General features: G+C 60.0%; 16 protein-coding genes and 3 tRNA genes. 13 read left to right on the forward strand and 6 right to left on the reverse strand.

Features of this window, described 5'->3' with window-relative positions; all coding sequences use genetic code 11:
• Window positions 1–13 precede the first annotated feature (13 nt).
• Window positions 14–835: a shikimate 5-dehydrogenase gene (locus BLP99_RS01890; RefSeq protein ID WP_072388913.1), complete on the forward strand. Its 822-nt coding sequence runs from the start codon at window positions 14–16 to the stop codon at window positions 833–835.
• Between the two features lie 17 nt (window positions 836–852).
• Here the strand turns inward: BLP99_RS01890 and BLP99_RS01895 are convergent, their stop codons facing one another.
• Window positions 853–1,500 carry a YceH family protein gene (locus tag BLP99_RS01895; protein ID WP_072388911.1) on the reverse strand — a complete coding sequence of 216 codons (648 nt, stop codon included), beginning with the start codon at window positions 1,498–1,500 and terminating at the stop codon, window positions 853–855.
• 130 nt (window positions 1,501–1,630) lie between these two features.
• Here BLP99_RS01895 and BLP99_RS01900 point away from each other — a divergent pair, with 130 nt between their 5' ends.
• Window positions 1,631–2,140: a DUF1993 domain-containing protein gene (locus tag BLP99_RS01900; RefSeq protein WP_072388909.1), complete on the forward strand. Its 510-nt coding sequence runs from the start codon at window positions 1,631–1,633 to the stop codon at window positions 2,138–2,140.
• A gap of 169 nt (window positions 2,141–2,309) precedes the next feature.
• Here the strand turns inward: BLP99_RS01900 and sstT are convergent, their stop codons facing one another.
• On the reverse strand, window positions 2,310–3,542 hold the full coding sequence (gene sstT / locus BLP99_RS01905) for a serine/threonine transporter SstT (protein WP_072388907.1): 1,233 nt from the start codon (window positions 3,540–3,542) through the stop codon (window positions 2,310–2,312).
• Between the two features lie 280 nt (window positions 3,543–3,822).
• Between sstT and BLP99_RS01910 the strand changes: the two genes are divergently transcribed.
• On the forward strand, window positions 3,823–4,938 hold the full coding sequence (locus BLP99_RS01910) for an MFS transporter (RefSeq protein ID WP_371128573.1): 1,116 nt from the start codon (window positions 3,823–3,825) through the stop codon (window positions 4,936–4,938).
• Here the strand turns inward: BLP99_RS01910 and nhaR are convergent.
• Window positions 4,878–5,777 (reverse strand): transcriptional activator NhaR, encoded by a 900-nt coding sequence (gene nhaR / locus BLP99_RS01915; protein WP_072388905.1) that lies wholly within the window; start codon window positions 5,775–5,777, stop codon window positions 4,878–4,880. The two genes, BLP99_RS01910 and nhaR, sit on opposite strands and share 61 nt — an antisense overlap.
• A gap of 135 nt (window positions 5,778–5,912) precedes the next feature.
• Between nhaR and BLP99_RS01920 the strand changes: the two genes are divergently transcribed.
• A complete protein-coding gene (locus BLP99_RS01920; protein ID WP_072388903.1) occupies window positions 5,913–6,188 on the forward strand; it encodes a hypothetical protein in 276 nt (91 codons plus the stop codon).
• 27 nt (window positions 6,189–6,215) lie between these two features.
• Window positions 6,216–6,971: a TerC family protein gene (locus tag BLP99_RS01925; RefSeq protein ID WP_072388901.1), complete on the forward strand. Its 756-nt coding sequence runs from the start codon at window positions 6,216–6,218 to the stop codon at window positions 6,969–6,971.
• 72 nt (window positions 6,972–7,043) lie between these two features.
• Here BLP99_RS01925 and BLP99_RS26360 read toward each other — a convergent pair whose 3' ends face one another.
• A complete protein-coding gene (locus tag BLP99_RS26360; protein ID WP_165887621.1) occupies window positions 7,044–7,205 on the reverse strand; it encodes a hypothetical protein in 162 nt (53 codons plus the stop codon).
• 222 nt (window positions 7,206–7,427) lie between these two features.
• Here BLP99_RS26360 and BLP99_RS01930 point away from each other — a divergent pair, with 222 nt between their 5' ends.
• Together BLP99_RS01930 and BLP99_RS01935 are read left to right on the forward strand one after the other, a co-directional pair.
• Window positions 7,428–8,105 (forward strand): hypothetical protein, encoded by a 678-nt coding sequence (locus tag BLP99_RS01930; RefSeq protein WP_072388899.1) that lies wholly within the window; start codon window positions 7,428–7,430, stop codon window positions 8,103–8,105.
• Window positions 8,106–8,204: 99 nt separating this feature from the next.
• The gene (locus tag BLP99_RS01935; protein WP_072430378.1) at window positions 8,205–8,411 is read left to right on the forward strand and encodes a DUF6021 family protein; all 207 of its coding nucleotides are present in this window, start codon (window positions 8,205–8,207) and stop codon (window positions 8,409–8,411) included.
• 48 nt (window positions 8,412–8,459) lie between these two features.
• Here BLP99_RS01935 and pbpG read toward each other — a convergent pair whose 3' ends face one another.
• Window positions 8,460–9,398, reverse strand: a complete 939-nt coding sequence (gene pbpG / locus BLP99_RS01940; RefSeq protein ID WP_072388895.1) for a D-alanyl-D-alanine endopeptidase — start codon at window positions 9,396–9,398, stop codon at window positions 8,460–8,462.
• A 276-nt stretch (window positions 9,399–9,674) separates the two neighbouring features.
• Window positions 9,675–10,529: a bifunctional methylenetetrahydrofolate dehydrogenase/methenyltetrahydrofolate cyclohydrolase FolD gene (gene folD / locus BLP99_RS01945; protein ID WP_072388893.1), complete on the reverse strand. Its 855-nt coding sequence runs from the start codon at window positions 10,527–10,529 to the stop codon at window positions 9,675–9,677.
• A gap of 281 nt (window positions 10,530–10,810) precedes the next feature.
• Here folD and BLP99_RS01950 point away from each other — a divergent pair.
• The 6 genes from BLP99_RS01950 (at window position 10,811) to clpX (ending at window position 15,047) form a co-directional block, all read left to right on the forward strand.
• Window positions 10,811–10,887, forward strand: a tRNA-Arg gene (locus tag BLP99_RS01950).
• A 40-nt stretch (window positions 10,888–10,927) separates the two neighbouring features.
• Window positions 10,928–11,003: transfer RNA gene (locus BLP99_RS01955), tRNA-His, on the forward strand.
• Window positions 11,004–11,108: 105 nt separating this feature from the next.
• Window positions 11,109–11,193: transfer RNA gene (locus tag BLP99_RS01960), tRNA-Leu, on the forward strand.
• A 418-nt stretch (window positions 11,194–11,611) separates the two neighbouring features.
• Complete coding sequence (gene tig, locus BLP99_RS01965) at window positions 11,612–12,922, forward strand: trigger factor (protein ID WP_072388890.1); 1,311 nt, start codon at window positions 11,612–11,614, stop codon at window positions 12,920–12,922.
• A gap of 92 nt (window positions 12,923–13,014) precedes the next feature.
• The gene (clpP, locus tag BLP99_RS01970) at window positions 13,015–13,656 is read left to right on the forward strand and encodes an ATP-dependent Clp endopeptidase proteolytic subunit ClpP (RefSeq protein ID WP_003183177.1); all 642 of its coding nucleotides are present in this window, start codon (window positions 13,015–13,017) and stop codon (window positions 13,654–13,656) included.
• 107 nt (window positions 13,657–13,763) lie between these two features.
• The gene (gene clpX / locus BLP99_RS01975; protein WP_030140022.1) at window positions 13,764–15,047 is read left to right on the forward strand and encodes an ATP-dependent Clp protease ATP-binding subunit ClpX; all 1,284 of its coding nucleotides are present in this window, start codon (window positions 13,764–13,766) and stop codon (window positions 15,045–15,047) included.
• Window positions 15,048–15,197 lie beyond the last annotated feature (150 nt).

Genomic DNA, 15,197 nt, shown 5'->3' on the forward strand with positions numbered 1-15,197 from the left:
GCAAGGAACACGCATGCAATTTCATCACGACAAGAACACCCAGCTGTGCATGTCCCTCTCGGGGCGCCCCGGTAACTTCGGTCTGCGCTTTCATAATCATTTGTATGAGCAGTTGGGCCTGAATTTCTACTACAAGGCTTTCAGCAGCCAGGACCTGCCAGGTGCTGTCCGTGGGATCCGCGCCCTGGGCATCCGGGGATGCGGGGTGTCGATGCCCTTCAAGGAGGCCTGCATCGCTCTGGTCGACGAGCTGGATGCTTCCGCCGCCGCGATCCAGTCCATCAATACCATCGTCAATACCGATGGGCACCTGAAGGCCTACAACACCGACTACATCGCCGTCGCCCAGTTGCTGCAAACCCATGCCGTGCCCAAGGAATCGACCTTTGCCCTGCGCGGCAGCGGCGGCATGGCCAAGGCCGTGGCCAGCGCGTTACGCGATGGCGGTTACCGCAAGGGGCTGATCGTTGCCCGCAATGAAACCGCTGGCCGGGCGCTGGCCGCGTCCCTGGGCTACGAGTGGCAAGCGGAGCTGGGCGAGCAGCGGCCGCAGATGCTGATCAACGTCACGCCGATAGGCATGAGCGGCGGGCCGGAAGCCGATCAGCTGGCGTTTTCGGCCGACGCCATCGCGGCAGCCGAGACGGTGTTCGATGTGGTGGCGATCCCATCGGAAACACCGTTGATCGTGCGCGCTCGAACCGAAGGCAAGCGCGTCATCACCGGGCTGGAAGTGGTTGCGATCCAGGCCCTGGAGCAGTTCGTGCTGTACACCGGTGTACGGCCGAGCCTGGAACAGTTCGAAAAAGCCGTGGCCTTCGCCCGCGCGGTCTAGACGCGGGCCTTGCCTGGTTATTCCAGCCGGGCCAGCCGCTCTTCCAGCGCCGCGATGCGGGCTTCGAGCTCTTCGATGCGTTCCAGCGACACGCCGCTGCCCGTCCCGCGCTCCACCGGGTGCTGGCGGGCGGCGAGAATCGCCTCGATGTCCGCCGGATCGCCCAAGGCATGGACGTATCGATCTTCCCGCTGGCCGGCCTGGCGCGGCACCAGCAGGGCCAGGCCGCGGGCGATGAGGCGCTCCAGCTGATGCAGCACTTGTTCGGCGTCTTCGAAATCGTGCATCCGGCCGCTGCGGGTCAACAGTTCGTTGACGGTTTGCGGACCGCGCAGGAACAGCAACCCCATCAGGACCACCTGGGCCGGCACCAGCTCCAGGGCCTTTTCGACCCGATGTTCCCAACGGTCGGCGCGGCTGCCCATCACGAGCCGGGTGAAACCCTGGCCCTCCAGCGCCCGCAGGCTCTGGCCAACCTGGCCTGGGGTGAGGTTCATCACCGGTTCGCGGCTGGTTTTCTGGTTGCAGGCCAAAACCAGGGCGTTGAGGGTCAGTGGGTAGGTTTCGGGATTGGTGGCCTGCTTTTCGATCAGGGCCCCGAGGATGCGGATTTCCGTGCTGTTGAGCCGTGCTGCTTCGGCCTGATCCTGTTCTTCGATGCTCATCGCGCGTCCCCTATGCTGTGAAGCCGCCTAGCCTAATCCTTGCGCAATAAAAGACAAGCTGCGCGACAGCGTGTCTATAATCGCCGACGCTTGATAAGACTCTTTTTTCCATCACCTGCATGAGATCCCCATGACTATTTCCCTGTACGCCGCTTCCATCCCGGTTTTCAAGCAGATGCTCAACGCCATGAGTGACGTCCTGAGCAAGGCCGAAGCCCATGCCAGCGCGAAAAACATCGAGCCGAACGCATTCCTGCAGGCCCGGCTGTACCCGGACATGTTCCCGCTGGTGCGTCAGGTGCAGATCGCGGTGGATTTCGCCAAGGGCGTCTCCGCGCGGCTGGCTGAAATCGAAGTGCCGAAATATGACGACAGCGAAACCACCTTCGCCGAACTGCAGGCCCTGATCGCCAAGGTGCTGGCTTTCATCGACGGCATCCGCCCCGAGCAGATCGACGGCAAGGAAAATATCGAGATCGTCACCCGTCCGGGTACGCCGAAGGAAAAGCGCTTCACCGGCCAGAACTACCTGCTGACCTACGGCCTGCCGCAGTTCTTCTTCCACGTCACCACCACTTACGCACTGCTGCGTCACAACGGTGTGGAAATCGGCAAGCGCGACTACATGGGCGCGTTCTAAGCCCTGGCAGCATGAAAAAGCCCGGGACGGTGTGGGCCGTCCCGGGCTTTTTCATGACTTTCGATGGGTGTGGGCCGGGCCTGGGGGGCCCTGTCTAGCTTCATGGGCGTGACCATGCCCGCGAAGGGGCGGGTTCATCCACGGCCCAGGCTGGGATTCTTCCAATGCATCAGGCCGTGCGTGCGAGCTTCTTTTCTTCACCCAGGCAAGCCGCCGCCGTGAACAGCACATCCGTAGACGAGTTCAATGCGGTTTCCGCCGAATCCTGCAGGACGCCGATGATGAAACCGACGGCCACGACCTGCATGGCGATTTCGCTGGGAATGCCGAACAGGCTGCATGCCAGGGGAATCAGCAACAGCGATCCGCCGGCCACGCCGGACGCACCGCAGGCGCAGATGGCCGCCACCACGCTCAGCAGCACGGCGGTCGGCACGTCCACCACGATGCCCAGGGTGTGTACGGCCGCCAGGGTCAGCACGGTGATGGTGATGGCGGCGCCCGCCATGTTGATGGTTGCACCCAGGGGAATCGATACCGAGTAGGTGTCCTCGTGCAGGCCCAGGCGCTTGCTCAGTTCCAGGTTGACCGGGATGTTTGCCGCCGAGCTGCGGGTGAAGAATGCGGTGATGCCACTCTCGCGCAGGCAGGTGAACACCAGCGGGTAGGGGTTGCGACGCAGTTTCCAGAACACGATGAGCGGGTTGACCACCAACGCGACGAACAGCATGCAGCCGATGAGGACCGTCAGCAGATGGAGATAGCCGAGCAGGGCGCTGAAGCCGGAGGTCGCCAGGGTCGAGGCGACCAGGCCGAAAATCCCCAGCGGCGCGAAGCTGATCACCAGGCGTACGATCACCGTCACGCCGTTGGAGAGGTCCTCCAGTACGGTGCGGGTGGTCTGGCCGGCATGACGGATGGCGATCCCCATGCCGATGGCCCAGGCCAGGATGCCGATGAAGTTGCCGTCCATCAGCGCCCGGACAGGGTTGTCCACCACGCTGAGCAGCAGGCTCTGCAGCACTTCGCTGATACCACCGGGAGCGGTAACGGCGACGTCCTGGGTGGACAGTACCAGGCTGGACGGAAACAGCGTACTGGCTACCACCGCGACCACGGCCGCGGCGAAGGTGCCCAGCAGGTACAGGAACAGGATCGGCCGGATATGGGTTTCCTGGCCGTGCTTGTGGTTGGCGATCGAGGCCATGACCAGCACGAACACCAGGATTGGCGCCACGGCCTTGAGCGCGGACACGAAGACCTTGCCGATGAAGGCAGTGGACTTCGCCACGTCCGGCGCCAGCCAGGCCAGGGCGATACCCAGGATCAGGCCGATGACGATTTGCGTCACCAGGCCGGTGCGTTTGAAGCGTTGCAACAGGGAAGGGGATAAAGCAGTCATGACGACCATCCAGATATTTTTTTTGTGAGCAACGGGCGACGATCAGGGCAACAGGCGGGCAGGCCACATGAGCGGAGCCGGAAGAGTGTTACGTATTTGAGGGCGCGGACTTTAGCACAGCCCGGGAAGAAATCTGACGGACCTGTGACGATCCGTCACCCGGTGTTCAAGTGAATTTGTCTGTCGCGGACATTCTGTTAGGCTTTGGGCTTCTCATCTTTCTATTCCGCCAGCGGGCCCCTGGGCCAACGCTGGTGTCGTCGTTTTGCTGGAGTTATGCATGCTGTTACCCATTTTCCTGTTGTCGGCCGCCGGTTTCACCGTGCTGACCACGGAGTTCATCATTGTCGGCCTCCTGCCGTCCATTGCCCGCGACCTGCATGTCAGCATTCCCCAGGCCGGGCTGCTGGTGACGCTCTTCGCATTTACGGTGGCGGCGTTCGGGCCGTTCCTGACTGCCTGGTTCGCCCGTTTCGAACGGCGCAAGCTGTTCATTAGCGTACTGCTGATGTTCGGACTGGCCAACACACTGGCGGCCGTTGCCCCCGATATCTGGGTCATGGCGATCGCCCGGCTGGTCCCGGCCCTGGGCTTGCCGGTGTTCTGGGCACTGGCCAGCGAAACGGCCGTGGATATCGTCGGGCCGCAACATGCCGGGCGCGCCATAGCCCGGATCGGATTCGGCATCGTCTGCGCCACGGTATTCGGGATTCCAGTGGGCACACTGATTTCCGACATGTTCGGCTGGCGCAGTGCTTTCGCGATCCTGGCGGTCATCGCCTTTGCCAAGGCGTTGCTGCTGTTCGTCTATCTGCCGAAAACCAGCCTGCGCCTGCATCAGGTGAGCTTCCGCTCGCAGTTCAAGATCCTGCGCAGCCCGTTGATGCAGGGGCATGTCCTGCTGTCGATCCTGGTGTTCAGCGGCATGTTCACGGCCTATACCTACCTGGCCGACATTCTCGAACGTCTCGCCGGTTTCGACGGCACGCTGGTGGGTTGGTGCCTGATGGGCTTCGGGGCCGTGGGGCTGTTGGGCAACTCCCTGGGAGGCCGCGCGGTGGACCGGCATCCGCTGATCGCCTCGATGGTCTTCTGTCTGTTCATGATCGGCGGCATGGTGGCATTGGTGCCGAGCATTCATTCCACCCTGGGGCTGGCGGCGGCGATGGGCATCTGGGGCGTGACCCAGGCCGCCCTGTTCCTGGTCAGTCATGTGCGTCTGATGAAGGATGGTGGGTGGACGCGTCATCGATACCTTGGGCCTGGGCAGTGTCGGGTTCGCGGCGGCCGGGTTCATACTGGTCTCGATCCTGCTGGCCTTGTTGCTGATGACGTTCAGTCAGGGCCAAACAGTTCGCGCCGAGCCCCTTCGGCAATTGCGACAATGCCCGGATGACTGACCTTGCGTTCCACGGAAATGGCATAGAACGATTCACTCACGGCATCGGTCCGGCCGATCTCCCGCACGCCGTACTGGCGTATCACCTCTTCGGCGATCACGCTCGGGCCGATGAAGATCCCGCTGCCTGACTGACCGAAGGCTTGCATCAGCGCGCTGTCGTCGAATTCGCCGACGATACGTGGCTGGATCTGCTGCTCGGCGAACCAGCGTTGCAGGCGGCTGCGCACCACGGTTTCCGGACCGGGAATCAGCAAGGGGGCGTCTTGCAGGCCGCGAGGGAAGTCCTGCCCGTACTGTTCGGCCAGGGCGGTGGTGGCAAAGAAGCTGATGCCGCATTCCCCCAGTTTCTGACTGTAACCCTTGATGTCCAGGTGGGTCGGCATCGGGCTATCGGAAATCACCATGTCCAGACGCTGGATCGCCAGGTCCGCCAGCAGCCGTTCGAGTTTGTCTTCGCGACAAGTGATGCGCAGGGGCACGCTCAACTCCATGGTCGGTGCCAACAGCCGATAGACAATGGACTTGGGCACCACATCCGCCACCCCGACCCGGAACAGCGCCTGTTGTTCGTTGGGCTGGGCCCGCAGCATGAGCTCCAGCTCGCCTCCCAACTGGAACATCTGTTCGGCATAGGGCAGAGCCTGGCGACCGGCTTGTGTCAGTTCCAGCTGACGTCCTACGCGGCGAAACAGCTTGATGTGGTACGTCTGCTCGAACAGGGAGATCTGCCCGCTGATGGTCTGTGGAGTCAGGTTCAGTTGTTCGCAGGCCCGTACGATGCTGCCTGTCTTGGCCACGACCCAGAAGTAATGCAGTTGCCGGTAATTGAGCATGGAAGCACCGATTCGGAAAAACCGAAGTATAACCGCTGAAAATACGAATTTCCCTGAACTATCGGTCTCTCTAGAATGCTGCTCCATCGGTGGGGCATCTTCGTGCTCCCTCTACCCTGAGAGGCACTTTATCCAATGACATTCAGATCCTTGGGGCTTGTAGCCCTGTTTGCGATGTCTTCCCTTACGCTGGCAGGCTGCGAGCAGGCCGAAAAAAGCGCCCAGCACCTGGCCGAGCAGTTGAAGGAACAGGCAGTGGAAACCGCCAAAAAGGCCATCGACGACACCCACAAGGCCGCCGAGCAGGCGCTGAACGAGGCCACGGGCGGCCTGATCAGTCCAAAGAAAGAACCAGCGGACGAGGCTGACGAATCGGCAGCTGAACCCAAATCTTCCACCCAAGCCATCTAACCCGTCATATCGAGTCAGGACTGACCTATGGATTATCTTTTACAACTCGTCGCCAGCCCTACAGCCTGGATCGCCCTGGCGACCCTGGTCGTCATGGAAATCGTGCTGGGCATCGATAACCTGATCTTCATTTCGATCCTGACCAACAAGCTGCCCGAACAGCATCGCGCCAAGGCTCGGCGGATCGGTATCGGCATGGCGTTGCTCCTGCGTCTGGGTCTGTTGAGTACCATCGCGTTCATCGTGCAGCTCACGGAACCGGTCATCGAGATCCTTGGCCAGGCCTTCTCCTGGAAGGACATGATCCTGATTGCCGGCGGTCTGTTCCTGCTGTGGAAAGCCACCACCGAGATTCACCACAGCATGGACCCTGCGCCGGATGATCCCAAGTCGGCCACCTCTGGCGTGACCCTCGGATTTGCTGCCGCGATCGGTCAGATCCTGATGCTGGACCTGGTGTTTTCCATCGACAGCATCATCACGGCCGTGGGCATGACCGAGCACTTGCCGATCATGATCATCGCAGTGGTCGTGTCGGTGCTGGTGATGCTGCTGGCTGCGGAGCCGCTGGCCAAGTTCATCAATGACAACCCGACGGTGGTCATGCTGGCCCTGGGCTTCCTGATCATGATTGGTATGACGCTGATCGCCGAAGGCTTCGGGGCCCACGTGCCCAAGGGCTACATCTACGCGGCCATGGCGTTCTCGGCTGCGATTGAAGTGCTGAACATGATGGCCCGCCGTGCCCGGCAAAAGGCTTCGGTCGAAGCCGAAAACGCCTGATTCCACGAGGTCATGAACAAGCCGCCCGGGTCCATGCCCGGGCGGTTTTTTTTCATGCTGGATAGTGATCGGTCAGTGTGCGGCGACGTGGCGCCTGGCGGGTTTCGCGGTTTTTTCCGTTTGTGGCGGTGCGTGATGATGACGGCGGGTGATCCGCAGGACCCCCCACAGCATGGCCGTCGCTACGCTCAGCCAGCCGAATACAAGCATCACAATGGTGGTCGTCAGGCTCATAGGGCCTCCTCAACCCCGGATCGGGGCAACGCACTCTGTTCAATGGACAGTTTAGCTGTTCAAGTATTGCAAGCAGTCGAACGCATCCCTTGGCGTCGGACCGGATCGTTCTATTGCGGCGACCAGACTGCGGTTAAAGGCTATACCAGGGAGGCGCGGGCATCTTATGATCGACGCCCCAAGCCTGGCCCGGATGCCGGGTGCCTGAACAAGAGAGTCATCATGTCGTCGGTCATTCCCTCTATCCGATCATTGGTATCTGCCGTTGCCTGTCTGGTGGCCCTGGCGGGTTGCGCCGGTGGGGTGTCGCCCCAGATCCAGCGCCTGCCCGAACGGGTCGAGCTCAATAGCGTGCCGTTCTATCGCGGCGAGCTTTACCTGGGCGCGCCGCAGTCCCTGGCGGCCCTGCTGACCCTGCAAGGCACGGTGATCACGCCAGGACTGCTGGAGAAACCGCTGCATTTGCCGGGCGGCGAAGCCCATCTGCAGCAGAACATGCAGACGTTGGCGCGTGAGTACGGGCTGGTGGTGTACCCGCTCGACAGTCGCCTGGACGCACTGCTGGAGCAGGTTGCGGCGGGCAACCCCGTATTGCTGCGTTACACCGAAGGCTCCGCATTCTGGTCCGGGCCTCGGTACGCAATCCTTGCCGGCTACAACCGGCAGAAGCAGACGGTCTTGCTGCGTTCGGGCATGAACCGCCGGCTGTCGATGAGTTTCAGTGGGTTCGAGTCTGCCCTGAAGGACGCCGGTGGCTGGGCTGTATTGCTCCAGCGACCGACGCAACTGCCGGCCAACGTTGACTCGCGGCGCTGGCTGAAGGCTGCCGACGAGCTGGCCGGGGCAGGGCAGGAGCAAGCGGCGGCTCGGGCCAGCAAGGCCCTGGGTGCGGCCCATTGAGTGCCTGCCCCGTTCGTCACCTGCCGGGCACGACCTGAGCTGCCAGGGGCTCTTATCGTCAGGGTTCCGACGTTCGGGCCCTGATTCGAGGAGGCACGTATGGCACAGTCGAAAACCCCCACAGGGCCCCATTCTTCCGAACACTCGTCCGCCGAAGACGACCTGGGATTCGATCCGGATTCGCCGGATCTCGACGATCCCCAGGTCGACCCGATAGGACCGGCCAAGGCCCCGCGGGACGACAGGAAAGAGCAGGATCCGCCTTCTTCCAAGGCCTATGATCCGTTGGGCAATCTCAAGCCCTGAACGCAAACAGCCCCGGATATCCGGGGCTGTTCATTTATTGCCGCACGCTTATTGGGAGGCTTCCACCACACCGGTCTGGCGGCTTTTCAGGTTTTTTGCTGCCTTGTATTGCAGGGCCACGGCCGGAGCGCTGGTGCTCTTGCCGGTTTCGACCCAGCTGCGAATCCGGCTTGCGTCGGCAAAATGTGTGTATTTGCCGAAGGCATCGAGGATGACCAGCGCCATCGGGCGATTGCCCATTTTCGTCACCAGCACCAGGCAATGTCCGGCCTGGTTGGTAAAGCCGGTCTTGGTCAGCTGAATATCCCAGTTGCCCCTGTGGACCAGGTGATCGGTGTTGCGAAAGCCCAGGCTGTAGACCGGCTTGCGGAAGGTGACGGTCTTTTCCTTGGTGGTGCTCAATTCGCTGAGCAGCGGATATTTGCGAGCGGCGATCAACAGCTTCGTCAGGTCCCGGGCGGTGGAGACGTTATGGATCGACAGGCCAGTGGGCTCGACATAATGAGTGCTGGTCATGCCAAGGGCCTTGGCCTTGGCGTTCATGGCGGCGATGAAGGCCGCGTAACCGCCCGGGTAGTGGTGGGCGAGGCTGGCGGCGGCGCGGTTCTCCGAAGACATCAAGGCGATCAGCAGTACGTCGCGGCGCGACAGTTCACTGTTGAGCTTGACCCGGGAAAACACACCTTTCATCTCGGGTGTGTTGGCAATCGTGATGGAGATGTATTCGTCCAGGTTCTGTTTGGCGTCCAGCACGATCAGGCCAGTCATCAATTTGGTCACCGACGCGATCGGAACCACCACGTCCGGGTTGCTGGAGTAGACGACTTTATCCGTCTGCAGGTCCAACAGCATCGCGCTGCCCGACGCGACTTGCAGTTTCGAGGTGTCTCGTGGGGTCGCGATGGTTTCCTGCGCGTGGACATCCTGGGTGGCAAGGGCGCCTGAGAAAGCGAAGAACAGGCTGAGGATCGAAAGACGGATTTTCACGCGAGTAGACTCGATGGAGTTGTAAGGTACCGTTCGGCAACGGCTTTGAAAAAAGCGCTGCATTTTATGAGTATGGGTGACAACCGCGCTACATGCCTGCGCCGCGGGTGCGAGTGAATGAATAAAATTTAATCGGGTGCGATCCTGCAGGATCGAACCTGAAAAATATGTCATCGAGTGGCGATGAGGGAGGGCGTGCGTGTCGTTCGATCAGGCGCAGAAACGCCTGCGAAAGCGCCACTGGCTTCCGCAGGGGGCAGGCGGCTGAAGCTGCGATCAGCTATGCAGGGTTTCCGCCGCGTACAAGGTGTTTTCCAGCAGGCATGCACGGGTCATCGGGCCCACTCCGCCAGGCACCGGTGTGATCCAGCCGGCGCGCGGCAGTGCGGTCTCATAGACCACGTCGCCCACCAGCTTGCCGTCATCCTGGCGATTGATGCCCACGTCGATGACGATGGCCCCTTCCTTGATCCACTCGCCCTTCACCAGGCCGGGTTTGCCGGCGGCCACGACCACCAGGTCGGCGCGTCCGACGTGGCCGGCCAGGTCCTTGGTGAAGCGGTGGGTCACAGTGACCGTGCAGCCGGCCAGCAGCAATTCCATGGCCATCGGGCGACCAACGATGTTGGATGCGCCCACGACCACGGCATCGAGCCCATAGAGATCCACGCCAGTGCTTTGCAGCAGCGTCATGATGCCTTTGGGCGTGCAGGGCCGCAGCAGCGGGATGCGCTGGGCCAGGCGGCCGACGTTATAAGGGTGGAAACCGTCGACGTCCTTGTCCGGGCGGATACGCTCCAGCAGCTTGGAAGCGTCGAGGTGCTCAGGCAGGGGCAACTGGAGCAGGACCCCATCGATGTTCGGGTCATCGTTGAGACGATCGATCAGATCGGCCAACGCTTGCTGGGTGGTTTCGGAAGGCAGGTCGTAGGCCTGGGAAAGGAAGCCGACCTCTTCACAGTCTTTACGCTTGTGCGAGACATAAACCTGAGAGGCAGGATCGCTGCCGACCAGGATCACCGCAAGACCGGGGGTGCGCAGGCCTTGCTGGCGACGCTCGGTAACGCGTTGGGCGATCTGCTGGCGCAGGCTGGCGGCGATCGATTTGCCGTCGATAAGTTGTGCAGTCATTGCGCGTGGTTAACCATCGAGAGGGGAAAAAAAGAGAGCGCATTCTCGCATGCCGAGGCGTGAGGGCAAAGGCGCTTGGTCTGCAAATTCCCCTAACCCCTTTAATTAAATGAATTTTTTTTAGAAAAGAGTTGACGACCTGTCAGGCCGTCTATAACATTCGTCGCACTTGTCGGGCACAGCCTAGCACTGGTTAAGTAGGTTGAGCGGAGTTGGTTGTTTCAATTCGGCAAAGCTGAAAGCACTTAGTTTGTAATCGTCAAAGAATACAGATTAAAAAGGCGCCCGTAGCTCAGCTGGATAGAGCATCCGCCTTCTAAGCGGATGGTCGCAGGTTCGAGTCCTGCCGGGTGCGCCATTAGGCAGCTTTGGCACAAGTAACGCAACAAGGCAATATGGTGGGCGTAGCTCAGTTGGTAGAGCACGGGATTGTGACTCCCGTTGTCGTGGGTTCGATCCCCATCGTCCACCCCATATTCTAAAAGGCGCCAGATCTAACAGTCTGGCGCCTTTGCTTTAAAAGCCAGGGGCTTCAAACTGATCCAGATGTCCGGGTCGTTTATACAAGTCGCTGGACATGCGGATGTGGTGGAATTGGTAGACACACTGGATTTAGGTTCCAGCGCCGCAAGGTGTGAGAGTTCGAGTCTCTCCGTCCGCACCATACAAATCGCTATTCAATTAGCAGAGAACGGCGCAGTACCTGAAGAGGACTGCGCCGTTTTTGTTTCTGGCGATCGGCTGTTCATGTCCGGTCCGGTCTCGCTCGGCGCGGCTGGCGGTTCGCGGTGATTGTGTTTCGTGATGATACACGGCATGCCGTTGGTCTTCCGGCGGGGCTGAGTACCGAAGAGCGACGAGTGCTCGCTTCTATATATAGAAGCGTTGGTCCAGAGCTCCTGGCTTGACTGGCTGAATTTGCAATCCGGGCGAGGCATGACCGTTTGTCTCCCCTTAATGTCGGTGCTTGTTTTCCGGTTGTTTTCAGTAGGGTGACTTCTTGAGTTTGACCTACTAGAATGCATGCCCTTGATTCTGGGGTCGGAAACACCCGGCCAACGTCTGTGCAACGAGGAATATCCATGCAAGTTTCTGTTGAAAGTACTTCTGCTCTTGAGCGTCGCATGAGCATCATCGTGCCTGCTGATCGCATCGAGACTCAGGTCAACAAGCGTCTGCAGCAGACTGCACAAAAGGCCAAAATCCCAGGTTTCCGTCCAGGCAAAGTGCCGATGAGCGTGATCCGTCAGCGTTACGAAGCTGATGCGCGCCAGGAAGCAGTGGGCGATGTGATCCAGTCTTCGTTCTACGAAGCGGTTGTCGAGCAGAAGCTGAACCCGGCCGGTGCTCCATCCGTCGAGCCTAAAGTGCTGGAAAAAGGCAAGGACCTGGAGTTCGTCGCCACGTTCGAAGTGTTCCCTGAGTTCACCGTTGCCGGCTTCGAGTCCATCGCTGTCGAGCGCCTGAGCGCCGAAGTATCGGACGCCGACCTGGACAAGATGCTGGACATCCTGCGCAAGCAGAACACCCGTTTCGAAGTGACCGATCGTGCTGCGCAGAACGAAGACCAGCTGAACATCGACTTCGTCGGCAAAGTCGACGGTGAAGTGTTCGCCGGCGGTTCCGCCAAGGCTACCCAGCTGGTGCTGGGCTCCGGTCGCATGATCCCAGGCTTCGAAGATGGCCTGGTCGGCGCGAAAGCGGGCGAGGAGCGCGTTCTGAACGTGACCTTCCCTGAGGACTACCAGAACCTGGACCTGGCCGGCAAGGCCGCCGAGTTCACCGTGACCGTCAACAGTGTCTCCGAGCCGAAGCTGCCTGAACTGAACGAAGAGTTCTTCGCCCAGTTCGGTATCAAGGAAACCGGCCTCGACGGTTTCCGCGCCGAAGTTCGCAAGAACATGGAGCGTGAGCTGCGTCAGGCCATCAAGTCCAAGATCAAGAACCAGGTCATGGACGGTCTGCTGGCCTCCAATCCGATCGAAGTGCCGAAGGCGCTGCTGGACAACGAAGTGAATCGTCTGCGCGTGCAGGCCGTCCAGCAATTCGGTGGCAACATCAAGCCGGACCAACTGCCAGCCGAGCTGTTCGAAGAGCAGGCCAAGCGCCGCGTCGTGCTGGGTCTGATCGTAGCCGAAGTGGTCAAGCAGTACGAACTCAAGCCTGATGACGCCCGCGTTCGCGAGTTGATCCAGGAAATGGCTTCGGCTTACCAGGAGCCTGAGCAAGTCGTGTCCTGGTACTACAAGAACGAGCAGCAGCTGAACGAAGTCCGTTCGGTTGTGCTGGAAGAACAAGTTGTGGATACTGTTCTGCAGAAAGCTAGCGTGACCGATAAAGCGGTCTCTTACGAAGAAGCGGTCAAGCCGGTGGAAGCTGCACAAGCCGATTGATTTTTCTGCGGTAAGAAATACACACCATAAGCCAGCCTTCGCGCTGGCTTATGCGTATTCAAGACATAACTATTTGGGAGTGACTGCGAGACATGTCCCGCAATTCTTTTTATCAGCAGAGCTCTGACATCCAGGCCGCAGGCGGCCTGGTCCCGATGGTTATCGAGCAGTCCGCTCGTGGCGAACGTGCCTATGACATCTATTCGCGCCTGCTCAAGGAACGCGTCATTTTCCTGATCGGGCCCGTCGAAGACTACATGGCCAACCTCGTGGCGGCACAACTGCTGTTCCTTGAAGCGGAAAACCCGGACAAGGATATCCATCTGTATATCAACTCACCTGGCGGTTCGGTGACGGCTGGCATGTCGATCTACGACACCATGCAGTTCATCAAACCGGACGTCTCCACCATCTGCATCGGCCAGGCCTGCAGCATGGGTGCTTTCCTGCTCGCCGGCGGCGCAGCGGGCAAGCGTCACTGCCTGCCTAACTCGCGCATGATGATCCACCAGCCGTTGGGCGGCTTCCAGGGCCAGGCGTCGGACATCGACATCCATGCCAAGGAAATCCTCCATATCCGTTCGCGTCTGAACTCGCTGCTGGCCCATCATACCGGCCAAAGCCTTGAAACCATTGAGCGAGACACCGAGCGTGACAACTTCATGAGCGCCGAGCGTGCGGCCGAGTACGGCCTGATCGACTCCGTGATTAACAAGCGTCAGATGCCTGCCTGAGTCGTTCAAAATGCAGGTGGTTGGGATGACCGGCCGCCTGCGGGCTTGAAAAAGCCCGCAATTGCCTTCATCTTGTGTTGCAAGCCTATCGGATTTGGATCGATCGAATGACTGACACCCGCAACGGCGAGGACAACGGCAAACTGCTTTATTGCTCCTTCTGTGGCAAAAGCCAGCATGAAGTACGCAAATTGATTGCCGGTCCCTCGGTCTTCATTTGCGACGAGTGCGTCGACCTGTGCAATGACATCATCCGCGAGGAGGTGCAGGAAGCCCAGGCCGAAAGCAGCGCGCATAAGTTGCCTTCGCCCAAAGAAATCAGCGGCATCCTCGACCAGTATGTAATTGGTCAGGAGCGCGCGAAAAAGGTACTGGCCGTAGCGGTGTACAACCACTACAAGCGCCTGAACCAACGTGACAAAAAAAATGACGAGGTCGAACTCGGCAAGAGCAACATCCTGCTGATCGGCCCGACAGGCTCGGGTAAGACCCTGCTTGCCGAGACACTGGCTCGTTTGCTGAATGTTCCCTTCACCATCGCCGACGCGACCACCCTTACCGAGGCGGGCTACGTGGGTGAGGATGTCGAGAACATAATTCAGAAACTGTTGCAAAAGTGCGACTACGATGTGGAAAAAGCCCAGATGGGCATCGTCTACATCGACGAAATCGACAAGATTTCCCGCAAGTCCGACAACCCGTCCATCACCCGGGATGTTTCCGGCGAGGGCGTGCAGCAGGCCTTGCTCAAGTTGATCGAAGGCACGGTCGCTTCCGTTCCGCCCCAGGGCGGGCGCAAGCACCCGCAGCAGGAATTCCTGCAGGTCGATACCCGTAACATCCTGTTCATCTGCGGCGGCGCGTTCTCCGGCCTGGAAAAGGTCATCCAGAACCGTTCCACCCGTGGGGGCATCGGTTTCAATGCCGAGGTCCGCAGCAAGGAAGAGGGCAAGAAGGTTGGCGAGTCCCTGCGTGAAGTCGAGCCTGACGATCTGGTCAAGTTCGGTCTGATCCCGGAGTTCGTTGGTCGCCTGCCGGTCCTGGCGACGTTGGACGAGCTGGACGAGGCTGCATTGATGCAGATCCTGACCGAGCCGAAGAACGCCCTGACCAAGCAATATGCCAAGCTGTTCGAAATGGAGGGTGTAGACCTGGAGTTCCGTTCCGACGCGCTGAAATCGGTTGCCAAACGTGCCCTGGAACGCAAGACCGGTGCCCGTGGGTTGCGCTCGATTCTCGAAGGCGTATTGCTCGACACGATGTACGAGATTCCCTCGCAGTCCGATGTGAGTAAAGTCGTGATCGATGAAAGCGTCATAGAAGGCAAGTCCAAGCCGCTGTATATCTACGAAAACAGTGAGCCGGCTGCCAAGGCTGCCCCGGACGCCTGAGCGTCCGGTCGCCGGAATAAAGGAGGGGCCTTCGGGCCCCTTTGCTTTTAGCGTGATTTAGACGTGTCTTAGCGCTTGTTTTTTTTCAAGGCTGCCCCCATCTTGGTTTCAAGCTTACATTCATCTGTTTCCGGCCTTAGTGCCGCCGTA

It is taken from the genome of Pseudomonas sp. NFACC32-1 (genome assembly GCF_900101215.1).
GTDB lineage: Bacteria > Pseudomonadota > Gammaproteobacteria > Pseudomonadales > Pseudomonadaceae > Aquipseudomonas.